This is a genomic window from Azonexus sp. MM2026_4, assembly GCF_055901855.1.
The window spans coordinates 824070-846294 of the sequence record NZ_CM148380.1 but is presented as its reverse complement, the minus strand read 5'-3'; the positions used below and the strand labels follow the sequence as shown (position 1 = coordinate 846294).

Annotated in this window: 29 protein-coding genes; 17 read left to right on the top strand and 12 right to left on the bottom strand. The window is 65.0% G+C overall.

Features of this window, described 5'->3' with window-relative positions:
- Window positions 1-21 precede the first annotated feature (21 nt).
- The 4 genes from ispD to AC0KWY_RS03890 are packed head-to-tail and all read left to right on the top strand — an operon-like array spanning window position 22 to window position 2786.
- Window positions 22-705, top strand: a complete 684-nt coding sequence (ispD, locus tag AC0KWY_RS03905; RefSeq protein ID WP_474028343.1) for a 2-C-methyl-D-erythritol 4-phosphate cytidylyltransferase — start codon at window positions 22-24, stop codon at window positions 703-705.
- Window positions 702-1184 carry a 2-C-methyl-D-erythritol 2,4-cyclodiphosphate synthase gene (ispF, locus tag AC0KWY_RS03900; RefSeq protein ID WP_474028342.1) on the top strand — a complete coding sequence of 161 codons (483 nt, stop codon included), beginning with the start codon at window positions 702-704 and terminating at the stop codon, window positions 1182-1184. Before ispD ends, ispF begins: the two co-directional genes overlap by 4 nt.
- On the top strand, window positions 1174-1722 hold the full coding sequence (gene thpR / locus AC0KWY_RS03895) for an RNA 2',3'-cyclic phosphodiesterase (protein ID WP_474028341.1): 549 nt from the start codon (window positions 1174-1176) through the stop codon (window positions 1720-1722). Before ispF ends, thpR begins: the two co-directional genes overlap by 11 nt.
- Complete coding sequence (locus tag AC0KWY_RS03890) at window positions 1719-2786, top strand: alkene reductase (protein WP_474028340.1); 1068 nt, start codon at window positions 1719-1721, stop codon at window positions 2784-2786. The genes thpR and AC0KWY_RS03890 overlap by 4 nt, the downstream gene beginning before the upstream one ends.
- Here AC0KWY_RS03890 and AC0KWY_RS03885 read toward each other — a convergent pair.
- Both AC0KWY_RS03885 and ompR read right to left on the bottom strand, forming a co-directional pair.
- Window positions 2778-4076, bottom strand: coding sequence for an ATP-binding protein (locus AC0KWY_RS03885; RefSeq protein WP_474028339.1), 1299 nt, complete (start codon window positions 4074-4076; stop codon window positions 2778-2780). The two genes, AC0KWY_RS03890 and AC0KWY_RS03885, sit on opposite strands and share 9 nt — an antisense overlap.
- Window positions 4076-4804, bottom strand: coding sequence for an osmolarity response regulator transcription factor OmpR (ompR, locus tag AC0KWY_RS03880; RefSeq protein ID WP_474028338.1), 729 nt, complete (start codon window positions 4802-4804; stop codon window positions 4076-4078). The genes AC0KWY_RS03885 and ompR overlap by 1 nt, the downstream gene beginning before the upstream one ends.
- A gap of 150 nt (window positions 4805-4954) precedes the next feature.
- On the opposite strand from ompR, the gene AC0KWY_RS03875 reads away from it, so the two are divergent.
- The 5 genes from AC0KWY_RS03875 to AC0KWY_RS03855 all read left to right on the top strand — a co-directional run bounded on the left by AC0KWY_RS03875 (window position 4955) and on the right by AC0KWY_RS03855 (window position 7641).
- Entirely contained in the window at window positions 4955-5263 is a 309-nt protein-coding gene (locus tag AC0KWY_RS03875) for a hypothetical protein (protein ID WP_474028337.1), read from the top strand.
- Window positions 5264-5294: 31 nt separating this feature from the next.
- On the top strand, window positions 5295-5987 hold the full coding sequence (gene tsaB / locus AC0KWY_RS03870) for a tRNA (adenosine(37)-N6)-threonylcarbamoyltransferase complex dimerization subunit type 1 TsaB (protein ID WP_474028336.1): 693 nt from the start codon (window positions 5295-5297) through the stop codon (window positions 5985-5987).
- On the top strand, window positions 5984-6457 hold the full coding sequence (gene rimI, locus AC0KWY_RS03865; protein WP_474028335.1) for a ribosomal protein S18-alanine N-acetyltransferase: 474 nt from the start codon (window positions 5984-5986) through the stop codon (window positions 6455-6457). The genes tsaB and rimI overlap by 4 nt, the downstream gene beginning before the upstream one ends.
- Complete coding sequence (locus AC0KWY_RS03860; protein ID WP_474028334.1) at window positions 6448-7167, top strand: uracil-DNA glycosylase; 720 nt, start codon at window positions 6448-6450, stop codon at window positions 7165-7167. Before rimI ends, AC0KWY_RS03860 begins: the two co-directional genes overlap by 10 nt.
- A gap of 78 nt (window positions 7168-7245) precedes the next feature.
- The gene (locus AC0KWY_RS03855; RefSeq protein ID WP_474028333.1) at window positions 7246-7641 is read left to right on the top strand and encodes an Hpt domain-containing protein; all 396 of its coding nucleotides are present in this window, start codon (window positions 7246-7248) and stop codon (window positions 7639-7641) included.
- 3 nt (window positions 7642-7644) lie between these two features.
- On the opposite strand, the gene AC0KWY_RS03850 is transcribed toward AC0KWY_RS03855, so the two are convergent.
- The 3 genes from AC0KWY_RS03850 to smpB all read right to left on the bottom strand — a co-directional run bounded on the left by AC0KWY_RS03850 (window position 7645) and on the right by smpB (window position 9408).
- Window positions 7645-8277 (bottom strand): response regulator, encoded by a 633-nt coding sequence (locus AC0KWY_RS03850; RefSeq protein ID WP_474028332.1) that lies wholly within the window; start codon window positions 8275-8277, stop codon window positions 7645-7647.
- 64 nt (window positions 8278-8341) lie between these two features.
- Window positions 8342-8953, bottom strand: coding sequence for a trimeric intracellular cation channel family protein (locus AC0KWY_RS03845; RefSeq protein ID WP_474028331.1), 612 nt, complete (start codon window positions 8951-8953; stop codon window positions 8342-8344).
- A 5-nt stretch (window positions 8954-8958) separates the two neighbouring features.
- Window positions 8959-9408 carry an SsrA-binding protein SmpB gene (gene smpB, locus AC0KWY_RS03840; RefSeq protein WP_474028330.1) on the bottom strand — a complete coding sequence of 150 codons (450 nt, stop codon included), beginning with the start codon at window positions 9406-9408 and terminating at the stop codon, window positions 8959-8961.
- Window positions 9409-9468: 60 nt separating this feature from the next.
- On the opposite strand from smpB, the gene AC0KWY_RS03835 reads away from it, so the two are divergent.
- Together AC0KWY_RS03835 and AC0KWY_RS03830 are read left to right on the top strand one after the other, a co-directional pair.
- On the top strand, window positions 9469-9915 hold the full coding sequence (locus AC0KWY_RS03835; protein ID WP_474028329.1) for a type II toxin-antitoxin system RatA family toxin: 447 nt from the start codon (window positions 9469-9471) through the stop codon (window positions 9913-9915).
- On the top strand, window positions 9905-10225 hold the full coding sequence (locus AC0KWY_RS03830) for an RnfH family protein (protein WP_474028328.1): 321 nt from the start codon (window positions 9905-9907) through the stop codon (window positions 10223-10225). Before AC0KWY_RS03835 ends, AC0KWY_RS03830 begins: the two co-directional genes overlap by 11 nt.
- A 21-nt stretch (window positions 10226-10246) precedes the next feature.
- Here the strand turns inward: AC0KWY_RS03830 and AC0KWY_RS03825 are convergent, their stop codons facing one another.
- On the bottom strand, window positions 10247-10753 hold the full coding sequence (locus AC0KWY_RS03825; RefSeq protein ID WP_474028327.1) for a DUF4124 domain-containing protein: 507 nt from the start codon (window positions 10751-10753) through the stop codon (window positions 10247-10249).
- Window positions 10754-10820: 67 nt separating this feature from the next.
- Here AC0KWY_RS03825 and guaB point away from each other — a divergent pair, with 67 nt between their 5' ends.
- From guaB to AC0KWY_RS03810, 3 genes are all read left to right on the top strand, one after another.
- Window positions 10821-12284 (top strand): IMP dehydrogenase, encoded by a 1464-nt coding sequence (guaB, locus tag AC0KWY_RS03820; RefSeq protein WP_474028326.1) that lies wholly within the window; start codon window positions 10821-10823, stop codon window positions 12282-12284.
- A 60-nt stretch (window positions 12285-12344) separates the two neighbouring features.
- Window positions 12345-13979: a glutamine-hydrolyzing GMP synthase gene (guaA, locus tag AC0KWY_RS03815; protein WP_474028325.1), complete on the top strand. Its 1635-nt coding sequence runs from the start codon at window positions 12345-12347 to the stop codon at window positions 13977-13979.
- 299 nt (window positions 13980-14278) lie between these two features.
- Entirely contained in the window at window positions 14279-15832 is a 1554-nt protein-coding gene (locus tag AC0KWY_RS03810; protein ID WP_474028324.1) for a Fic family protein, read from the top strand.
- 107 nt (window positions 15833-15939) lie between these two features.
- On the opposite strand, the gene AC0KWY_RS03805 is transcribed toward AC0KWY_RS03810, so the two are convergent.
- Genes AC0KWY_RS03805 through AC0KWY_RS03790 form a run of 4 tightly spaced genes read right to left on the bottom strand, consistent with a single transcriptional unit; the run spans window position 15940 to window position 18448 of the window.
- The gene (locus AC0KWY_RS03805) at window positions 15940-16509 is read right to left on the bottom strand and encodes a YceI family protein (protein ID WP_474028323.1); all 570 of its coding nucleotides are present in this window, start codon (window positions 16507-16509) and stop codon (window positions 15940-15942) included.
- Between the two features lie 25 nt (window positions 16510-16534).
- Window positions 16535-17095: a YceI family protein gene (locus AC0KWY_RS03800; protein ID WP_474028322.1), complete on the bottom strand. Its 561-nt coding sequence runs from the start codon at window positions 17093-17095 to the stop codon at window positions 16535-16537.
- A 1-nt stretch (window position 17096) separates the two neighbouring features.
- Window positions 17097-17642, bottom strand: coding sequence for a cytochrome b (locus tag AC0KWY_RS03795; RefSeq protein WP_474028321.1), 546 nt, complete (start codon window positions 17640-17642; stop codon window positions 17097-17099).
- Window positions 17643-17644: 2 nt separating this feature from the next.
- The gene (locus AC0KWY_RS03790; RefSeq protein WP_474028320.1) at window positions 17645-18448 is read right to left on the bottom strand and encodes a DODA-type extradiol aromatic ring-opening family dioxygenase; all 804 of its coding nucleotides are present in this window, start codon (window positions 18446-18448) and stop codon (window positions 17645-17647) included.
- 93 nt (window positions 18449-18541) lie between these two features.
- Between AC0KWY_RS03790 and AC0KWY_RS03785 the strand changes: the two genes are divergently transcribed.
- The 3 genes from AC0KWY_RS03785 to AC0KWY_RS03775 are packed head-to-tail and all read left to right on the top strand — an operon-like array spanning window position 18542 to window position 20440.
- Window positions 18542-19423: a LysR family transcriptional regulator gene (locus tag AC0KWY_RS03785; protein WP_474028319.1), complete on the top strand. Its 882-nt coding sequence runs from the start codon at window positions 18542-18544 to the stop codon at window positions 19421-19423.
- Between the two features lie 40 nt (window positions 19424-19463).
- Window positions 19464-19961, top strand: coding sequence for a tRNA adenosine(34) deaminase TadA (gene tadA, locus AC0KWY_RS03780; protein ID WP_474028318.1), 498 nt, complete (start codon window positions 19464-19466; stop codon window positions 19959-19961).
- Complete coding sequence (locus tag AC0KWY_RS03775) at window positions 19958-20440, top strand: L,D-transpeptidase family protein (RefSeq protein WP_474028317.1); 483 nt, start codon at window positions 19958-19960, stop codon at window positions 20438-20440. The genes tadA and AC0KWY_RS03775 overlap by 4 nt, the downstream gene beginning before the upstream one ends.
- Here AC0KWY_RS03775 and AC0KWY_RS03770 read toward each other — a convergent pair.
- Together AC0KWY_RS03770 and ygfZ are read right to left on the bottom strand one after the other, a co-directional pair.
- The gene (locus tag AC0KWY_RS03770; protein WP_474028316.1) at window positions 20410-21159 is read right to left on the bottom strand and encodes an NRDE family protein; all 750 of its coding nucleotides are present in this window, start codon (window positions 21157-21159) and stop codon (window positions 20410-20412) included. The two genes, AC0KWY_RS03775 and AC0KWY_RS03770, sit on opposite strands and share 31 nt — an antisense overlap.
- 9 nt (window positions 21160-21168) lie before the next feature.
- Window positions 21169-22185, bottom strand: coding sequence for a CAF17-like 4Fe-4S cluster assembly/insertion protein YgfZ (gene ygfZ / locus AC0KWY_RS03765; RefSeq protein ID WP_474028315.1), 1017 nt, complete (start codon window positions 22183-22185; stop codon window positions 21169-21171).
- Between the last annotated feature and the right edge of the window lie 40 nt (window positions 22186-22225).

Here is a 22225-nt window from a genome sequence, read left to right as displayed (position 1 = left end):
GTTCTTCGCTAAAATTAAGCCATGCCCAGACATTACGCAATCGTTCCCGCTGCCGGCAGCGGCGCGCGCTTCGGCGCCGAGAAGCCGAAACAGTACCTCGACCTGCTCGGTCGGCCGCTGATTTTCCACACTTTGGCGGCGTTGACCGCCCATCCAGCGATCGAACGCGTCTGGGTGGTGCTGGCGCCGGATGACCCGTGGTGGCCACGTTACGACTGGTCGGCGCTCGGCGCCAAGCTGGAAACCGTGCGTTGCGGCGGTGCCACGCGCGCCGAAAGCGTCGGCAATGGCCTGCAGGCGGCGGCGACGGTAGCCGACGACGACTGGATCCTGGTCCATGATGCGGCGCGTCCCTGCCTCAGCCGGTCGATGCTCGACGCGTTGTGCGACGAGCTGGCCGACGATCCGGTCGGCGGTCTCCTCGCCGTGCCGGTCGCCGATACGCTGAAACGCGCCGACGCCGGCCAGCGCGTCGCCGCCACCGAGCCGCGCGACGGCCTGTGGCAGGCGCAGACGCCACAGATGTTCCGCTACGGTCGACTGGTCGAGGCCCTGGCAAAGCACAACGCGGTCACCGACGAAGCCGGCGCCATCGAGGCGCTGGGGTTGAAGCCGAAACTGGTGCGCGGCGATTCGACCAACCTGAAAGTCACTTTTCCGGCCGACCTGGCGCTGGCCGCGATGATCCTGAGAGGACGCAAATGAACATCCGGGTCGGGCAGGGCTACGACGTGCACAAGTTGGTCGAGGGGCGCAAGCTGATCCTCGGCGGCGTCGAGATCGATCATCCGACCGGGCTGCTCGGTCATTCCGACGCCGATGCGCTGCTCCATGCGATCACCGACGCGCTGCTCGGCGCCGTCGCGCTCGGCGACATCGGCCGCCATTTTCCCGATACCGACCCCCGCTACGCCGGCGCCGACAGCCGCGTCCTGCTGCGCGCCGCCGTCGCGCTGCTCGCCGAAAAAGGCTGGCGGACGGTGAACGTGGACGCGACGTTGATCGCCCAGAAGCCGAAGCTGGCACCGCACGCACCGGCCATGGTCGCCAACATCGCCGCCGATCTTGGCATCGGCGTCGATTGCGTCAACCTCAAGGGCAAGACCAACGAGAAACTCGGCTACCTCGGCCGCGAGGAAGCGATCGAGGCGCAGGCGATCGTCCTCGTCGTCCGTGGCGACTGAAACCGCCCGCGTTTTCTTCGCCCTCTGGCCGCCGGCCGCGCTGGCCGACGACCTCGCCGGGCTGGCCGGGCAACTGGCACCGACTTGCGGCGGCAGGCCGACACGCGCCGACACCGTTCATCTGACGCTGGCCTTCGTCGGCGACATTGACGCATCCCGCCTGCCCGATCTTGCCGCCGCCGCGCAGGGGTTGGCGCTGCCGCCGTTCGATCTGACGCTGGACCGCCTTGGCTACTGGCCGCACAACCGCATCGTCTGGGCCGGCTGCAACGCGCCGCCGGCAGCGCTGGGCGAACTGGCGGCGATCCTGCGCGCGCGGCTGATGGCGGCGGGGTTTGCGGTCAACCGGGGAGAAACCGGGTTCTTCCCGCATCTCACCTTGCTGCGCAAGGGCACGCGGGCACCGGCGGCCAGCCTGCTGGAACCGCCGGCGGCCTGGCGCTGTCAAGGCTTCGCCCTGGTCCGCTCGCAGCGCTCGGCGAGCGGGTCGCGTTATCGTGTCGTCCAGTCCTACCCTTTTCCGGAGAACCCCGCATGAATGCCCTGTTCGAACCGCTCAAGCTCGGTGCCCTGACCGTGCCCAACCGCGTTTTCATGGCGCCGCTGACGCGTTGTCGCGCCGAGCCCGGGCACGTTCCAGGCGCCCTGATCGCCGAGCACTACGCGCAGCGCGCCGGCGCCGGCCTGCTGATCGCCGAGGCGACGATGGTCATGGCCGGCAACAGCGCCTTCCAGAGCGAACCGGGGATTTACGACGCGGCGCAGGTCGACGGCTGGAAACGGGTGACCGACGCCGTGCACGCGGCGGGTGGCCGCATCTTCCTGCAACTCTGGCACGGCGGTCGCGCCTGCCACCCGCTGCTCAACGGCGGCGCGTTGCCGGTGGCGCCGAGTCCGCTCGCCATCACCAATGACGAGGTCCACACCCCGGAAGGCAAGAAGCCTTATGCCGTACCGCGCGAACTGCGCGACGATGAACTGCCTGGCATCGTCGACGCCTTCCGCCGGGCTGCGGAAAACGCGCTGCGCGCCGGTTTCGACGGGGTCGAGGTGCATGGCGCCAACGGCTACCTGCTCGACGAATTCCTGCGCGACGGCGCCAACCGGCGCAGCGGTCCCTACGGCGGTCCGCTGGCCAACCGCGCCCGATTGCTGCTGGAAGTGCTCGAAGCGACCTGCGCGGTGTGGGGCAGCGACCGGGTCGGTGTCCGCATCTCGCCGCTCAACAGCTACAACAGCATGATCGACAGCGATCCGGCCGGGCTGACCGCCTGGCTGGCCGGGCGCCTCAACGATTTTGGCCTGGCCTACCTGCACCTGATGCGCGCCGATTTTCTCGGCCAGCAGCAGGGCGACGTGATGACGCCGGCGCGCGCGGCGTACCGTGGCGTGTTGATCGGCAACATGGGCTACAGCGGTGCCGAGGCGGCGGCAGCGATCGCCGCCGGCCAGCTCGATGCGGTGGCTTTCGGCGTGCCCTTCATCGCCAACCCGGACCTGCCAGCCCGTCTGCGCAGCGGCGCGGCGCTCGCCAGCGCCAACCCGGCGACTTTCTATTCGCCGGGCGCGGCGGGGTACACCGACTATCCGGCCCTAGCCTGACTTGAGAACCAGCCGGGCGAGCAGGCCGCCGCCCGGGTTGGCCAGCAGTTCCAGCCGCCCGCCGTGCAGGCGGGCGATGCGCTCGACGATGGCGAGACCGAGGCCGGTGCCGGTGACGTCGGTGCGTGCCACTTCGAGCCGGGTGAAGGGGCGCTTCAGGCGCTCCAGTTCGCTTTCCGGGATGCCCGGGCCACGGTCGGTGACTTCGATGCGGATTTCGTCGCCGACCTCGCTGGCGCTCAGGCTGACCGCGCCGCCGCCGTATTTCCAGGCATTGTCGATCAGGTTGATCACCGCCCGGCTGACCGCCTTGGGGCGAATTTCGGCGCTGCTCACGCCGTCGAGGTCGACGTCCAGCGGCCGGCCAATGGCCGCCTGACGTTCGCCGATCGCCGCCAGCAGCGCGGCGAGGTCGGCGACTTCCGGCGCCTCGCCCGATTCGGCGCGGGCGTAATCCATGAACTGCGAGATCACCGATTCCATCTGCTCGATGTCGGCGACGATGCCCTGGCGCGCCGCTTCGTCGCTGACGCTCAACTCCGCTTCCAGGCGCAGGCGGGTGAGCGGCGTGCGCAGGTCGTGCGAGATGCCGGCGAGCACTTCCGAGCGATCCTTGTCGTGGCGTGCGAGGTCGCTGGCCATGGTGTTGAAGGCGGCGGCCAGCGCGCGCATTTCCTCGGCACCGTCTTCGGCCACCGGCGTCGGTGTCTGACCGCGGCCGACCGCCTGCGCCGAACGCGCCAGCGCCTTCAGCGGCCGGCTCAGGCGCGACGCGATCAGCCAGGCGACGACCAGCGCCAGACCCACCGCCAGCGCCGCCCAACTCAGCCAGCGTGCCGCGAAATCGCGCGTCACCCGCTCGCGCGGCAGGACCAGCCAGAATTCGTCCTCGTCCTTCGGGTCAAGACGGAAGCTGACCCAGAAACCGGGTTCGCCATTGACCTCGGCGGCGATCCGCGTCGTCGGGCCGAGGCGGGCGACGATCGTTTCCCGCATCAACTCGTGGAAGCGCGATTCCGGCATCGGCACCAGTTGATCCTGGTCCTCGGCGGGGAGCAGGCGGATGCCTTCGGTCGAGGCGAATTCGGCGAACAGGCGCGGACGTTTGTCCGGCGCGGCGGCGAAGATCGAGGCGCGGATCAGGTTGACCGCCGAGGTCGCCATCGCCGCCGATTCGCGGGCCCGCGGTTCGACGTCGATGTGGCTGAACAGCGCCAGCCAGCCGGCGGTGCTCGATAGCACCAGCAAGGCGAGCAGGAAGAAGGTGCGCGCCAGCAGCGAGCGCGGCATCAGCTTTCCCGGGCGGCGCCGTCCGGCATGAAGACGTAGCCGAAGCCCCAGACCGTCTGCAGGTAACGCGGTTGCGAAGGATCGTTCTCGATCAGCTTGCGCAGGCGCGACACCTGGACGTCGATGGCGCGGTCGAACGGTCCCTGTTCGCGGCCACGGGCCAGGGTCATCAATTTGTCGCGCGACAGCGGCTGCCGCGGATGCTGCAGCAGCACCTTGAGGACGGCGAATTCGCCGGTGGTCAGCGACAGGATTTCGTCGCCGCGTTTCAGCGTGCGGGCCGAGAAATCGACTTCGATGTTGCCGAAGCGGACGGCTTCCGGCGCTTCTTCCGGCGCCCCCGGCGGCACGTTGCCCTGGCGGCGCATCACGGCGTGGATGCGGGCGAGCAGTTCGCGCGGGTTGAAAGGCTTGGGCAGGTAGTCGTCGGCGCCCATTTCCAGACCGACGATACGATCGACTTCGTCGCCCTTGGCGGTGAGCATGATGATCGGCGTCCGGTCGCCCTGGCCGCGCAGCCGGCGGCAGATCGACAGGCCGTCCTCGCCGGGCAGCATGAGGTCGAGGACGATCAGGTGGTAATGCTCGCGGCTGCGCGTCTTTTCCATCTGCTGGGCATCGCCGACCGCCTTGACGACGAAGCCCTGTTCGCCGAGGTAGCGGGTCAGCAGGTCACGCAGGCGGGCGTCGTCATCGACGACGAGAATGTGCTGGTTGTTTTCGTTCATGCGGCAAGGATAAGGGGTGCGCCGGCTGGCAATGCGGGAAATGGTAACAAAGGATATCCCGGTCGGGCGCGGGAAACATTCGATTACAACTCGATCGATCCTTCGGGCGGCCCAAGTCGGACAATGGTTGCGTCTGGAAAACACTATAAAATGCTGCGCAAGATGAAAATCCGCCTGATCGTTCCGCTTCTCGCCATGCTGCTGTTGCCGGCAGGGCCAGCGGCTGCCGGCGACCATCGTTATGATTTTCCCTCCGACGACCGCCGGGAATTGCGTCGGCAGATGCGCGAGAACTGGCGCCAGGATGCTTACGACCGTCGGCAGCAGCGCGACGATCCCGGGCAGCGCTGGCAGGAGTGGCCGCGGGAAGAGCGGCAGCGCTTGCGCGACGAGATGCGCCAGCAGCATGAAAGGCAGGACCGGGACTGGCGCTACGAGCGGAGACATCGCCGCGACTGAACGCCGGCTGCCTCCGGTAGAATGTCGGCCCATGCAGATCCTGGCCCTTGAAACTTCGACCGAGCACGGTGGCTGTGCGCTGTGGCGCGATGGCGTCGTGCTCGAAAGCGCTTGCCCGGACGGGCGCTCGCACTCCGAAACCCTGTTGCCGCTGGTGCGCGAATTACTCGCCCGGGCCGGAACGACGGTCAATGCGCTCGACGGCATCGCCTTCGGCGTCGGCCCTGGGGCTTTCACCGGTTTGCGCGTTGCCTGCGGCGCCGCCCAGGGGCTGGCGCTGGCGGCCGATCTGCCGCTACTGCCGGTGACCAGCCTGGAATGCATGGCGGCAGCCAGCGGCGGCAGTCAGGTGCTGAGCTTGCTCGATGCACGCATGGGCGAGGTTTATGCGGCCGCCTACCGGAATGCTGATGCTTCGCCTGTCCTGATCGACGAGATTCGCGTCGTCCCGCCCGCCGAACTGACCTGGCAGGAGGCCGGGGCCGGCTGGCTGGCTTGCGGCAATGCCCTGGCGGCCTATCCCGTACTGGCCGAACGATTGATCTCCGCCGGTTTTTCGCTGCAGGCAGACGTACTGCCGCAAGCCGCCTGGGTTGCCCGGCTGGCGGCAGCGCGCCTGCAGGCCGGCGCCGGGGTCGATCCGGCACTGGCCGTGCCGCTGTACATCCGCGACAAAGTCGCGAAAACGGTTGCCGAACGTTTGCGCGAGGGGGGGCGGGCTTGACCGGCCTGACAGCGCTTGCCCTGGATTTTTTCCCCATGGGCGTTGCTGACCTCGACGCGGTGAGCGCGGTGGAGGCCACCCTGCAGGAGTTTCCCTGGACCCGGGGCAACTTCGCCGATTCGTTGCATGCCGGCTACAGTGCCTGGATCGCCAGCATCGGTGGCGAGGTGATCGGTTTTTCGGTGGTCATGCAGGTGCTCGACGAAGCGCATCTTCTCAACATCGGCATTGCGCCGCAGCATCAGGGGCGGGGCTTTGGTGCGCGCCTGTTGCGGCAGGCAATGACGAATGCCGCACAGAACGGAGCGCTCCGGATGTTTCTCGAGGTTCGTCCCGGCAATGCGCGAGCTGTCTCGTTGTATCGGCATTTCGGTTTTCACGAGATCGGCCGGCGCAAGGATTACTATCCGGCTCGCCAGGGCCGCGAGGATGCGCTGGTTTTCGAAAGGGAGTTGCCGGCATGCCACTGAGCCGTGAACAAATGCTGGTTGAAATGGGGATTTCGCCACTCTGGACCTTGCGCGAACCACTTTCTGCCGCCGCCGAGCCGCTGGCAATCGAAACGCCGGCGCCGGCGGCTGGCCCGTCTTCGGAAAATCCGGCGCAGACGGAGCCGGCAAGTGGCGTGGCTGAGTTCGACTGGCCAGCCTTGCTGGCGGGAATCCGCGATTGCCGGGCCTGCGAGCTCTGCAAGCAACGCCGCCAGGTCGTGCCGGGAATTGGCGACCACAACCCCGACTGGCTGTTCATCGGCGAAGGTCCGGGGGCCGAGGAAGATGCGCGCGGCGAACCTTTCGTCGGCCAGGCCGGCAGACTGCTCGACGCAATGCTGGATGCGCTGGGGATGACGCGCGGTACCAAGGTGTACATCGCCAACGCCGTCAAATGCCGGCCGCCCAACAACCGAACCCCGGAAGCGGCCGAGATGGCGGCCTGTCGTCCCTGGCTGGAACGGCAGATTGCGCTGCTCAAACCCAGGGTCATCGTTCTGCTCGGCAAGGCAGCCGCTCATACCATACTGGGCAACGACGGCGCCTTGGCGGGAATGCGCGGCAAGCGTTTCGAATACGCCGGCATCCCGGTCGCCGTGACTTATCATCCGGCATACCTGTTGCGCAGTCAGCTCGACAAGGCGAAGGCCTGGGAAGACCTGCTGTTCGCCAGGCGCCTGATCCCCTAGGGTAATACCCGGTTCCCCGATCCCCCCTTTGTTTCTAAGCTATGACGAACAACACGAAGAACAAGAAGGTGTTCGTCCATGTCGGATGCAATCGACGAGAACAAAGACGGGCAGGCGTGCAACCTGGATTACCTCTTGGTGAATCTGGGACGCAATCGAGCTGCAGCGGAACGGCTTATCCGCATTTTTCTGGAAAATTATCCTCAATTGGTTGCCCGCCTGGAGCGAGCTGCCACCGATCACGATATCCTGGCGATGCAGGATGCCGCGCATGACATCCGCAGCAGTTGCGTTCTGTTTTCCGCTCATCAGACGGTAGCGTTGGCGCGCGAGCTGGAATACATGCTCTATTGCCATCGCCGTGATGGCGTGCAGGTCGACTGGCTGGCACGCAGTACCCGCTTGCGGGATTCCATGGCTCTGGTCCATGCCGAACTGCTGAATTATCTGGAAGCGCAGGGCAGGCGGCCCTGATTTTCAGTAAACCAGGCCGTTCTGGACAGCAAAGCGGGTCAGGCCGGTCACGTCGCGGACGCCGATGCGCTGCATCAAACGGGCCCGGTGAAATTCCACGGTCTTTGGGCTGATTTCGAGTTGCCGGGCGATTTCCTTGGTCGTGCTGCCGCCGGCAACCAGACGCAGGATTTCGATCTGGCGCGTGGTCAGCCGCTCGCCGCGGTCGCCATCATTGCTGCCGGCGGGCTTGATCAGATCGCGGATCTTGGGTGACAGGAAGGAGCGGCCGGCGAGCACCGTCGCCAACGCCAACTGCAGTTCGTCGAGCAGGAAATCCTTGAGCAGGTAACCATTGACGCCGGCGTCCAGCGCCTGTTCGACGATTTCCCGTCGTTCGATGCTCGACAAGACGAGGATGCGCAACTCGCCGTCGTAGCTGCGCAGCATTTTAGCTACCTCGATACCCGAGGGGCCGGGCATGGCGATGTCGAGCAGCAGGACATCCGGTTGTCCGGCTGCAATCGCCGCCGGCACCTCGGCGCCGCTGGCGCATTCAGCTACGACGGTATAGCCGGGAAGGCTTTCGAGCAAGGCCCGGATACCGGCGCGAACCAGCAATTGATCATCGGCAAGTAGGATACGGACGCTTTTCATTTCATGAACAGCATAGGCGAAAGCAATGCTTTTGTGTTGCCGGGTTTGCGCGACATGTCGATTTCTAGCCGAAAGCCGGTAGCGTCAATTTGAAACGCAGGGCCAGCAGGCGCAGCAGCAGGACGACGCCCATCGCTACCCAGGCTGCGGCGACCGGTGTCATTCCCAGGGTTTGCAAGGCAATCAGCGACAAGGCGCCAAGCCAGGCCGCTGTCGCATACAGTTCGCCCTTGAGGAAGACGCTGGGGACATCGTTGCACAGGATATCGCGCAGTACGCCGCCGACAACGCCGGTGATGACGCCCATCAGGCTGGCCGCCAGCCATGGGGTATGCCATTGCAGCGCAACCTGGGTGCCGACGATGGTGAACAGCGCGAGGCCGATGGCGTCCGGAATCAGGAACAGGTTGGCCGGCAGGTGGCGGTGGCGGACGACGATGAAGGCGAGGATGGCGGTGCCCAGAGCGGCCACCAGGTAGGTTTGATCGACCACCCAGAAGACGTTGCGGTCGAGCAGGAGATCGCGTACGGTACCGCCGCCCAGTGCGGTGGCGACGGCAACCAGCAGGGCGCCGATCAGGTCCATCCGCTTGCGCGCCGAATCGAGCACGCCGGTCAGGGCATTGACGGCGACCGCTGCCATGCCCACCCAGTAGAGCAGGGTGTCCATGCTCATTGCGCTCAGCGCAGCTTTTCCTTCATTGCGCGTTGGGCCTCTCGTTTGCCTTCCTTCTCTTGCTGGTCGGCACGTTTGTCATGTTGCTTTTTGCCCTTGGCGAGACCGATTTCAAGTTTGATGCGGCCGCGGACGAAGTGCAGGTCGAGGGGGACCAGGGCGTAGCCGGCGCGCTCGACCTTGCCGATCAGCTTGCCGATCTCGCGGGCGTGCAGGAGCAGTTTGCGGGTGCGCACCGGGTCGTGCCGGTTGTGCGTGGAGGCGGTCGATAGCGGCGTGATGTGCATGCCGATCAGGAACAATTCGCCATGGCGGATGATCACGTAGGATTCCTTGATGTTCATCCGGGCGGCGCGGATCGCCTTGACCTCCCAGCCTTCGAGCACGATGCCGGCCTCGTACTTCTCTTCGACGAAGTAGTCGTGAAAGGCTTTTTTATTGACCGTGATGCTCATGCCGCCGCGCGTTCCTTTAAAATCCGCGATTCTACAGGATTACAGGAATACCGCTGCAGCATGGCCTTGGTCGAAAAAACTGTCTTGATCGAATACTCGGCGCTGCAGATGTTCGAACTGGTCGATCGTTGCGAGGACTATCCCGCTTTCCTGCCGTGGTGCAGCCGTACCGAGCTGAAGCAGCGGGACGAGCGGAAGACGATCGCTACCCTGCACATCAATTATCACGCCGTGAAGTCGAGCTTCACCACCGAGAACGACAAGGAAATCCCGACCTTGATGAAAATTCGTCTGGTTGATGGCCCGTTCCGTCGCCTCGAAGGGGCCTGGCATTTTCGTCCGCTCGCGGAGAACGCCTGCAAGATCGAGTTCCGCTTGCACTATGAGTTCTCCAGCAAGCTGTTCGAAAAGGTGATCGGTCCCGTGTTCAGCCATATTGCCAACACCTTTGTCGATGCCTTCGTGCGCCGCGCCGCACAGGTCTATGGAGCCGGTCATGGCCGATGAAATGATCAACGTCGAGGTCTGCTATCCCTTGCCGACACGCCAGGAGGTGGTCCGCCTGCGTCTGGCACCGGGTTCCACCTTGCAGCAGGCCGTCGAGGCTTCCGGGCTGCTGGCGAAATACCCGGAAATCGATCTTCAGAAAAACAAGTTCGGCATCTGGAATAAGCTTGCCAAGCTCGACGCTGCAATCCGCGATTTCGATCGCGTGGAGATCTACCGGCCGCTGCTCGCTGACCCGAAGGAAGTCCGCAAGCAGCGCGCCGCCGAAGGCAAAGTCATGAAAAAAGGCGCCGGGGATACCGACGCCTGATCGCGCTGAGCGTGACGCGCCTTACTTGCAGGCTTCCTGCATGATGCGGCGGGTCCGCTCGAGTTCCTGGCTACGCTTTGCATCATCCATGGTCTGCAGGTTTCCCTTGCTGTCCGCTTGGGAAATTTGCCGGTTGGATTGCAACATCCGGTAATTGTTGCGGGCGCGTTCGCAGGTGTCCCGTTTTTCGCGTGTCGCGGTTGCTTCCTTTTCGTCCTTTTCGGCCTTTTCCTTGGCTTCCTGCTGGCGTTTGCGGAATTCCAGCTCCTTCTCGGCGATGGTTTGCGGCGCATCGTTCTTGGCGCCTTGGGGCGTCTGATTTTGCGCTGGGGTTGCGTCACCGGTGCCGGTAACCACATTGGGTTGCTTGGTGCCAATGGAGCGGCTGTTTTTTGTCGAGCCCGGCGGCGGTGTGTCGGAAATCACGGTCTTGCCGGTGCTGTCTTTCCATTGATAGGTTTGCCCATGGGCAACGCTCGACATCAGGATGGGGGCAACCAACAGTGCGGCAAACAGGGCTTTGTTCATGATTGGCTCGTGAAGGCGTGGCTCGGATTTCTGTATAATACGATTTTGTGACCTTGGATCAAAGGCCATGCGACTTCTGCAAAAAGCCCTCACTTTCGACGACGTCCTGCTCGTCCCCGCCCATTCTCAAGTTCTTCCCCGTGACGTCAGTCTGTCCACCCGCCTGACCCGCGACATCACCCTGAATCTGCCGCTGCTTTCCGCCGCCATGGATACCGTGACGGAAGGTCGCCTGGCCATCGCCATGGCCCAGGAAGGCGGTATCGGCATCATCCACAAGAATCTCTCGTCCCGCGCCCAAGCCGCCGAAGTGGCCAAGGTCAAGCGTTTCGAGTCGGGTATCCTGCGCGACCCGTTTACTGTCACGCCGAACATGACGGTCCGCGACGTCATCGAGATCACCCGTCAGCACCGCATTTCCGGCCTGCCGGTGATCGACAAGTCGGGCAAGGTGGTCGGTATCGTCACCAATCGCGACCTGCGCTTCGAGACCAATCTCGACCAGCCGGTGAAGTCGATCATGACGCCGCGCAAGCGCCTGGTCACCGTTGGCGAGGACGCCAGCGTCGAGGAAGCCAAGGAGCTGATCCGCACGCATCGCCTGGAGCGCGTGCTGGTGGTCAATGACGCGTTCGAACTGCGCGGCCTGATCACCGTCAAGGACATCCTCAAGTCCACCGAGCACCCGCTCGCCAACAAGGACGCCAGCGGCCGCCTGCGCGCCGGTGCGGCGGTCGGTGTCGGTGCCGGGACCGAGGAACGCGTCGAACTGCTGGCCGAGGCCGGCGTCGATGTCGTCGTCGTCGATACCGCGCACGGTCATTCGCAGGGTGTGCTCGACCGCGTCAAGTGGGTCAAGAAGAACTACCCGCAGATTCAGGTCATCGGCGGCAACATCGCCACCGCCGACGCCGCGCTGGCGCTGGTCGATGCCGGCGCCGACGGCGTCAAGGTCGGCATCGGCCCCGGCTCGATCTGCACCACGCGCATTGTTGCCGGTGTCGGCGTGCCGCAGATCACCGCCATCCAGAACGTTTCCGAAGCGCTCAAGGGCAGCGGTGTGCCGATGATCGCCGACGGCGGCATCCGCTACTCCGGCGACATCGCCAAGGCGATTGCCGCCGGTGCCGACACGGTCATGCTCGGTGGCCTGTTCGCCGGCACCGAGGAAGCCCCGGGCGAGGTCGAGCTGTTCCAGGGCCGCTCGTACAAGTCCTACCGCGGCATGGGTTCGCTCGGCGCGATGCAGGCCGGCTCCTCGGATCGTTACTTCCAGGAGAACACCGGCAACGTCGACAAGTTCGTGCCGGAAGGTATCGAAGGTCGCGTCCCGTACAAGGGTTCGGTGCTCGCCGTGATCCACCAGCTGATGGGTGGCCTGCGCTCGTCGATGGGCTATCTGGGTACGCCGAGCATTGCCGATATGCACGAGAAGGCCTGTTTCGTCGAGATCACCTCGGCCGGCATCCGCGAGTCGCATGTGCACGACGTGCAGATCACCAAGGAAGCGCCGAACTATCACCTCGACTGATCGTTCCAGTGTCCAGAAGGGCGGCTAATTCAGCCGCCTTTTTCATTCAAGGTTGTGAACATGTCCCACCAGAAAATCCTCATCCTCGATTTCGGTTCCCAGGTCACCCAGCTGATCGCCCGCCGCGTGCGCGAAGCCAAGGTCTTCTGCGAGATCCATCCCTACGACGTCTCGGATGACTTCATCCGCAACTACGGCGCCAAAGGCATCATCTTGTCGGGCGGCCCGAATTCGGTCACCGAGGGCGATACGCCGCGCGCGCCGAAGATCGTTTTCGAACTGGGCATTCCGGTGCTCGGCATCTGCTACGGCATGCAGACCATGGCGCAGCAACTGGGCGGCCAGGTGATGACTGCCGAAGCCGCCGGCAAGGCGCGCGAATTCGGCTACTCGGAAGTGCGGGCGCACGGCCATACGGCGCTGTTGAAGGACATCGCCGATTTCACCACGGCCGAAGGCCACGGCATGCTCAAGGTGTGGATGAGCCACGGTGATTCGGTGATGGAACTGCCGCCCGGCTTCAAGACCATGGCGTCGACGCCGTCCTGCCCGATTGCGGCGATGGCCGACGAAAGCCGCGGTTTCTACGCCGTCCAGTTCCACCCGGAAGTCACTCACACGCTGCAGGGCAGGGGCATCCTCGAACGCTTCGTGCATGGCATCTGCGGTTGCGGTACCGACTGGGTGATGGGCGACTACATTGCCGAAGCCGTCGAAGCGATCCGCGCCCAGGTCGGCAGCGATGACGTCATCCTTGGCTTGTCCGGCGGCGTCGATTCCTCGGTGGCGGCGGCGCTCATCCACCGCGCGATCGGCGACCAGCTCACCTGCGTCTTCGTCGATCATGGCCTCTTGCGCCTGAACGAAGGCGACATGGTCATGGACATGTTCGCGCGCAATCTCGGCGTCAAGGTCATCCGCGTCGATGCGGTCGATGACTTCATGGGCAAGCTGGCCGGCGTCTCCGACCCGGAACAGAAGCGCAAGATCATCGGCAAGGAATTCGTCGAGGTCTTCCAGGCCGAATCGAAGAAGCTGGTGTCGGCCAAGTGGCTGGCCCAGGGCACGATCTACCCGGACGTGATCGAATCGGCCGGCAAGGGCAAGAAGGGCGCCCACACCATCAAGAGCCACCACAACGTCGGTGGCCTGCCGGAAGACATGCATCTGAAACTGCTCGAGCCGCTGCGCGAGCTGTTCAAGGACGAGGTCCGCGAACTCGGCGTGGCGCTTGGCCTGCCGCGCGAGATGGTCTATCGCCACCCGTTCCCGGGCCCGGGCCTGGGCGTGCGCATCCTCGGCGAAGTGACGTTGAAGGCCGCGCACCTGCTGCAACGCGCCGATGCGATCTTCATCGACGAACTGCGCGCCACCGTTGCCACCGAACGCGATGTCGCGGCTGGTGCCTGCACCGAGGCCGACATCGGCAAGACCTGGTACGACCTGACCAGCCAGGCCTTCGCGGTTTTCCTGCCGGTCAAGAGCGTCGGCGTCATGGGCGACGGCCGCACCTACGAGAACGTCGTCGCGCTACGCGCCGTCGTCACCAGCGACTTCATGACCGCCCACTGGGCGCATCTGCCGTACGAACTGCTCGGGCGCGTTTCCAACAGGATCATCAACGAAGTGCGCGGGCTGAACCGAGTAGTGTACGACGTCTCCGGCAAGCCGCCAGCGACGATCGAGTGGGAATGATCCCAAAGCTTCCGGCGACTATCGGTCGCCATCGGAAAACCCCTGAAACCCCCGGCAGATGCTGGGGGTTTTCTTTTATGCACTGTTGACCGTATTCGCATTCAGCCGGAAAACCGAAGCGATGTTTGGGCCAGTATTTGAAGAGTATTGGAGAGTCAGTTGATCTATTGCATAATCGTTTTTGAGCGAAGTGTATTTATTGCAATCGATTTCACGCAGTTTTAACCCGATAAATACCGAACCATTATTTGCATAATCGTTTTTGAGCAAACGAAAACAGTATTCCCTGGAGACGCCGCATGAGCGGATTACCGGCTGATTTGATTGGCGCTGCCTGGCTGGCGCAGACCTACGGCGTAATGCCGCTGGGCAAGCCGCCCGTGATCAGTCAGATCGGAGGGCGGCGTGCGACCCAGGTCGACAACGGCTTTCGTTCAGAGGTCTATACCGAGGCCATGCGGCCAGCGATGGAGCCAGCGGCACACCTGCAGTTTCACCTTCGTCACGAGGTGCCTCATCTGGAATTCCTCGCTCGCCTCTTCGAGCGAAGCGGTCCGGATTTCGTTCAGGCTTGGGTCATGGCGGAACCGACCGGCCAGTATGCCCGCCGCGCTGCCTTCATGTACGAATGGCTGACGGGTGAGACGCTGGCGGTGCCGGAACGTCTGGGGGGAAATTACGTCGATGCCATTGACGATGCCAAGCTGGTGGCAGCCTCACACGAGCGGGTCGTCAAGGTGCAGCGCTGGCGGGTGAATGACAACCTGCCGGGGACTCGGAGTTTTTGCCCCATGGTGGTCAAGACCGACGCGGTGAATCTGGCTGCCAGTCTCGACGTGCCGCGCCTGTTCGGGGAACTGACCGCTGAGTTTGGCGAAGACCTGCTGCTGCGGGCGGCAGTCTGGATGACGCTGCGAGAGAGCAAGGCCAGCTTCGCCATCGAAGGGGAAGGCGATCAGGCCGGGCGGGTGCAGCGTTTTGCGGAGGTGATGGCGCGGCGTACCGGTCAGGGAGATTTGCCGTTCAGCGATGTAGCATTGGCTGAGTTGCAGCAGGAAATCCTGGGCAGACGGACAACGATCTCCCATTTCGGGATGCGCCAGTCCCCGGTATTCGTTGGTGAGACAGTGCGCTATCAGGAGGTCGTGCACTACGTGGCGCCTCCGGCTGACGAGATCGCCGCGATGCTGGACGGGCTGCAGACATTCCTCGAAAGAACGCAAGGACAGTCGCCCACGATGCGTAGCGCCGTGGCGGCTTTCGGCTTCGTCTACATCCACCCGTTGGCCGACGGCAATGGTCGTGTGCATCGGTTTCTGGTCAACGACATCTTGCGCCGCGATGGCGTGATTCCGGCGCCGGTGATTCTGCCCGTATCCGCCGTCATCACGGACGACGCCGGGGAGCGGCGCGGCTATGACCGGGTGCTGGATGAGGTATCCAAGCCCTTGATACAGGCCGTTCGGGAGCAGGTCGTGTTCGAGCCGGTACGGACCACCTACCCGGATGGCGTGGTGTCGAATTTCGCCTTCCACGGTGCCGAACAGGCCAGACCGCTGTGGCGTTATCCCGATCTGGGACCTCATGTGGTTTTCCTCTCCAACGTCATCGGGCGAACCCTGACTGAACAGATGCGCGCAGAGTCACGTTACCTGCGCAGCCATGCCCGGGCACGCGCCGCGCTCAAGGAAGTGGTCGAGATGCCGGACCCGCAGGCGGACAGGGTGCTGCGCTCGATTGAACAGAACCGTGGCGAACTCAGCAATGTGCTTGCCAGGGAAATGCCAGTGTTGACGCAGCCCGGTGTGTGGGCGGAGATCGTCGAGGCCGTCAGCCGGGCGTTTCAGGATTAGGTCAGGAGTAGGCCACGGTGCGCATGTCAATCGCGCTACCAAGCCCGGATCACCGCTAACGCAAACGGCGCCCCGCAAGGCGCCGTTTTCATTTTCTGATCAGTGGCTTACTGCGCGATCGCCTCGATCGCGATATCGATGCGAACATCGTCGCCGACATAGGGTGCGTACTTGCCGGCGTTGAATTCGGAGCGCTTGATCACCGTCCAGGCGTTGGCGCCGATGGCGTTCTTCTTCAGCATCGGGTGCGGTGCCGCCTTGAAGTCGGTGACGGTCAGCGTTACCGGCTTGGTGACGCCCTTGATCGTCAGCTGGCCTTCGATCTTGGCCGGCTTGTCGCCTTCGAAAACGACTTTGGTCAACTTGAAGGTGGCGGTCGGGAACTTGGCGGTGTCGAGGAAATCCTCGCCCTGGATGTGCTCGTTGAAAGTGGCGTAGCCGGTATCGACGGATTTGGCGTCGATCACGATGTTGACCGTGCCGGTCTTGGCGGCGGCGTCATAGACGACCTTGCCGCTGGTGCTGTTGAAGCGCGAGAGCTGGGTCGAGTAGCCAAAGTGGCTGTACGAGAAGCGCGGGAAGGTGTGGGTGCCGTCGACCGTGTAGGTTTCCGGCGCGGCGAGGGCCGGGCTGGCGGCGGCGAGGGCGAGAACGAGGCTGGCGAGTTGCTTTTTCATGGGGTTTTCTCCTTGGGGTTGGGGGTTACCTGCCGCTGGCGGCGATACGGAACTTGAGGCGGACGTCGTTGGCGACGATGTCGAACTTGGCCCAGCTACCTTCGCCGATGGCGAAATCGGCGCGGCGCAGCGTGAAGGCGCCTTCGAAGATGCCGCTGGCGCCCTGCGCGGTGAAAGTGGCGGGAACGACGACATCCTGGGTGCGACCCTTGATCGTCAGCTTGCCGGCCACTTCGTAGCGATTGCCGCCGAGCGCCTTGACGCCGCTGGAAACGAAGCGGGCGACCGGGAAGGCGGCGGTGTTGAACCACGGCTTGCCGGCGACTTCGGCATCACCTTCCGGGGCACCGGTGTCGACGCTGGCCAGCTCGACGTCGAAGCTGACGCGGGCGGCGGTGGGCTTGGCCGGGTCGAAGGAGAGCTGGCCGGAAAACTTGCGGAACTGGCCGTCGACCGCGACGCCCATCTGCTGGTAGGTGAAGGCGACGCTGCTCTTGGCCGGCAGCACCTGGTTGTATTCGACGGCACCGGCACTTAGCGGCGACAGCGCGGCGAGCAGGGCGAGGGTGGTAATGGCGTGTTTCATGTCAGTTCTCCGTGGTGGGGCGGGCGGGCAGCATCCGGCTCAGGATGTCGTCGCGGTCGATGAAGTGGTGTTTGAGGGCGGCGGCGACGTGGCCGACGAGGATCAGGACGAAGAGCACGGCGAGCGTCGCATGCACGTTCTGCAGCAGATCGCCGAGCGCCTTGTCCTTGGCTAGCAGGTCGGGGATCGGCAGCAGGCCGAACCAGACGGTCTGGAAGCCCTTGGCCGAACTCATCAGCCAGCCGGATAGCGGCATCGCCAGCATCAGCCCGTAGAGCGCCAGGTGGCCGCCGTGCGCCGCCAGTTGCAGCGGCTTCGGCATGCCGGCCGGCAGCGGCGGCGGGCGGTGGCCGGCGCGCCAGGCAAGGCGGACGAGGACGAGCAGGAAGGCGGTGACGCCGGCCCACTTGTGCCAGGAATAGAGCTTCAGCTTCTCCGGCGACAGCGGCAGGTCCTGCATGTAGAAGCCGAGGGCGAGCAGGCCGATGATGAGGACGGCCAAGACCCAGTGCAGGGACTTGGCGGTGGCGGTGTAGTGGTTTTTCATGGTCAAGCTCTCGATTTGGGCAAAAACTGGTAGGCATCCATCGCCAGCACGTAGTCGTCGATGCCTGCGTGGAAACGTTCGACCTGCGCGTCGTCGCCGGCCGCGCCAAGGGCGACGAAGAGCGGCAGCAGGTGCTCTTCGGTCGGTTGCGCCTGAACGGCGCCGGGGGCTAGCCGGCGATAGTCGAGCAGGGCGTCGCGGTCGCCGGCAGCCAGATGCGCGTCCAGCCAGTCGGCGAATTCGTGCACGTAAGCGGGCGTCTGGCCACCAGCGGCGTAGGCGCGCTGGAAGTCGCGCAGGTTGTGGGTGATGTTGCCCGAGGCGACGACCAGGAAGCCGCGCCCGACCAGCGGCGCCAGCGCCCGGCCCAGTTGCCAGGCCTGCTGCGGTCCGCCCCGGCTCTGTAGCGACAGCGGGATGACCGGAATCTGCGCGTCCGGGAACATCAGCCGCAGCGGCACCCAGGCGCCGTGATCGAGCCCTCGCCCGTCGTCGATGTCGACCGCCAGGCCAGCGGCCGTCAGTGCGGCGGCGACTTCGCGGGTAGCTTCCGGACAGCCGCTGGCGGGGTAATTCAGCGCGTACAGTTCGCGTGGAAAGCCCCAGAAATCATGGATCGTTTCCAGCCGTTTTGCGCTGCCGACGGTGGCGACGGCGGTGTCCCAGTGCGGGCTGACGACGACGATCGCCCGCGGCAGCGGCAGCGTTGCCGCCTGCCGGGCCAGCGCGGCGCCGGCGGCGCCCGGCTGGAGCGCGAAAGTCGGCGCGCCGTGCGGTACGAAGAGGGTGGGAAGCGGTAAGGTCATGGCATGACTCCTGTGCGATGGACGTACTTTATTCGCCATCGTTCGCGCGAAATAGCCGACAATGTGGAAATAATTATTGCTGGAGTTGCAACAATGGACCGTCTCGACGCGATGCGCCTCTTCGTCCGGGTCGCCGAACTCGGCAGTTTTTCCGCCGTCGCCCAGCAGCTCGACGTCGCCCGCTCGGTGGTGACGCGCCAGATCGCCGGGCTGGAGAGCCGCCTTGGCGTCAAGCTGATGGCGCGCAGCACGCGACGCCTGTCACTGACCGCCGCCGGTGCGGCTTACCTGGAGAAATGCCGGGTCATCCTCAACCTGGTCGAAGCCGCCGAGAACGAGCTCACCGATGAGAATCAAGCGCCGCGCGGCCACTTGCGCGTCAGTGTGCCGCTCAGCTTCGGCCTCAAGCGGGTGGCGCCGTTACTGCTCGATTTCGCCCGCCGCTACCCGGAAGTGACGCTGGACATGGACTACAGCGACCGCCAGGTAAAGCTGATCGAGGAGGGCATCGACCTGTCGTTGCGCATCACCCGCCAGCTCGCCGGTGGCGACGTTGCTCGGCGCATCGGCAGCGTCCGCCTGCACGCGGTGGCGGCACCCGACTATCTGGCCCGCCACGGTCGGCCGCGCCATCCGGCAGAGCTGATCCACCACGAATGCCTGGGCTACGCGGCCGGCGGCAACGTGCAGCAATGGCAGTTCACGGTCGACGGTCAATTACAGGCATTTCCCGTGCGCAGCCGCATCCAGGCCAACAACGGCGACGTTCTGGTCGAGGCGGCGGCGCTGGGCATGGGCATCACGCTGCAGCCGGATTTCATCGTCGAGGCGGTGCTTGCCGCCGGCCGCGTCGAGACCGTGCTGGAGGATTTTCCGCAGCCGGAGCTCGGTATCTACGCGCTGCTCCCTGGCAACCGCCACATTCCGCACCGGGTTCGCGTGTTGATGGACTACCTGGCAGCCGGGCTCGGCTGAGCGGGTATACTTCGCGTCATCCCGTACCACATCGCTGATCATGACTTTGGATATCCCGCTCGACCTCCCGGCGCCCGGCCTTGGCGACGAGTATTTCATGCGCGAGGCGATTTCGCTGGCGCAGGCCGCCGAATGTCTGGGCGAAGTGCCGGTCGGCGCGGTCGTCGTCCTTGATGGAAAGATCGTCGGTCGCGGCTTCAACTCGCCGATCGGTGAGCATGACCCGACCGCCCACGCCGAGATTGCCGCCCTGCGCGATGCTGCCCGCAACCTCGGCAATTACCGTCTCCCCGGCTGCGCGCTCTACGTCACGCTTGAGCCCTGCGCGATGTGCGCCGGGGCGATCATGCATGCGCGGATCAGCCGGGTCATCTACGGCGCCCGCGATGCCAAGACCGGCGTCCATGGCAGCGTCGTCGACCTGTTCGGCGTCGAGCGCCTGAACCACCATGCGACGGTCGAGGGCGGCGTACTCGCCGACGAATGCAGCCGTCTGCTGTCTGCCTTCTTTGCCGGTCGCCGCCGGAAAGCGCAATGAAGCTGCTGGTTTCGGTCGCCCGCCAGGCGCTGCAGATCCTCGACGAGAATGGCGCTGTGTTGCGCGAATACCCGGTGTCGACCGCCAAGGCCGGGGTCGGCGAAATCTCCGGCAGCTTCCAGACGCCACGCGGCCGTCACCTCATCCGCGCCAAGATCGGTGCCGGCCAGCCGCTCAACACGGTTTTCGTCCGCCGTCGGCCGACCGGCGAAATCTGGACGCCGCAGCTCGCCGAGCAATTCCCCGGGCGTGACTGGATCCTCACCCGCATCCTCTGGCTCTCCGGCTGCCAGCCCGGCCACAACCGCCTCGGCTGCGTGGATACCATGCGCCGCTATGTCTATATCCATGGCTCGCCGGACAGCGCGGAAATGGGCGTTCCCGGTTCGCATGGCTGCGTGCGCATGCGCAATGCCGACATCGTCGAGCTGTTCGCCCTTGTGCCGTGCTACACCGAAGTTGAAATCCTTGAAGATTGAATAACTTGCCCGTCTGAGTTAAAGTTATTCTCGAAGAGTGTGATTGATCCATTGGTGTCGCGCAGCAGGACGGTCGAGGCGCGCGTGCCGTAATCCGCCGACTGCACGAAGACCGCCGAAAGCAGACGCTCCCAAGGCAAGGGCACGCCGGTGGCAGGCAAGCTTTCATCGGGCTCGATGGCCCGATCGGCGAGTAGCTCGAAGCAGGCATCGGGATCGGGCAGATGGCCGAGCGCTGCGGCAAAACGCTGACGGGCCTTGAGCAGCTTGGGCCAGGGCGTGTCGAGGCGATGGTTGGACAGCCCGTAGATGCCGGGCGCCAGCGGGCGCGGGCCGGCGTCGCGGTTGGACAGGTAGAGCAGCGTGTCCTGGTCGGCCAGCAGCAGGTTGAAGCCGGCGTAATCGTCGAGGGCGACGTTTGCTGCGTAGTTGGCGGGCGAACCGGTGGCCCGCAGGAATTCCGTCGTCAGGGCGCCGCGCGAGCGCCGGCCGGCCGGCTGGCCCGGTTCGCGGACATTGGTGACGGCGGCGAAGCGGCCGCCGCGCGTCGCCCCCAACCAAGTGCCACCGGCTTCGAGATCGCGGCCGCCGAGGATCTCCGGTTCCGCCGGCCAGAAGCCGGCGGAGGCGCTCGGTCGGGCATGAAACTCGTCACGGTTGGCAGCGACCAGCAGCGGGTAATCGGCATGCACCCGCCAGCCGACGACGATCAGGCACATGCCCGGCGCTCAGGCCGGATTGACGGCGACCGCCGAGACCGGTGCCCCTTCGCGCGAGCCGAGCCGCAGGTTGGCCGCGAAATTGGACTGCACGACGGCCAGCGCGACGTGACCGCCAGTCGCCGACGGCGCCGCGGTCATCACCTTGCCGGCCGCCTGTTCCAGGTTGTCGGGCGAGAACAGGTCGTCGCCGGCCTTGAGCGGGACGTCGGCGCTGAGGCGGTAGAGGTGGCGCTTGACCTTGCCCAGGTACTGGGTGCGGGCGACGACTTCCTGGCCCGGGTAGCAACCCTTGTGGAAGCTGACGCCGCCGATCTTCTCGAAGTCGGCCATCTGCGGCACGAATTCTTCCTTGGTCGCCAGCGTCACCAGTGGGAAGGCGGCCTGCACGTCGAGCCAGCGCCAGGCCGGCACGCCAGCCGGCCGCGCCTTGCCGCCAAGCTGTTGCCAGAGCGCCGGGGCTGCGCTGAGCGGGGCGGCGACGATGAAGCGCTGAGATTCGAGTTGCAGGACGGTGATGTCGCCGCTGACGGCGATCGCCAGTGGCGCTTCGGGCAAGGCCAGACCTGCATCGCCCAGCGCCTCGCCGGCTTGGGCGCCGGCCAGGCCGAGCAGTACCGTGTCGTCGCCGGCAGCGAGCTTGACCTTGTCGCGCAGCACGAACATCTGCAGGCGCTTGCGCGTGGCTTCCAGGAGGTCGGCGGCAAGCACCATGTCGTAGCGGCCGGCGTTGTGCCAGACGACGAAACTGGCCTGCATCCGCCCCTTGGCGGTGCACCAGCCGGCATGTTGCGCCTTGCCGTCGGCCAGATGATTGATGTCGTTGGTCAGTTGGTTGTGCAGGAAGCGTTGGGCATCTTCGCCTTCGGCGCTGAGCAGGGCGAGGTGGGTGAGGGGGACGAGAACGGTTTGCCGGCCGGCGGCGAGCAATTCGCCGGCAGCGTCGCCAAAGTCGAGAACGTCGGTCGCGTCGGCGGCGAAGTTCGCTTCGGCCGATTCGAGAAAGCTGCGCCAGTTGGGATTCATGGGGGCTCCTTGAGGTTTGGGCTATTATATCGCCCGTTTT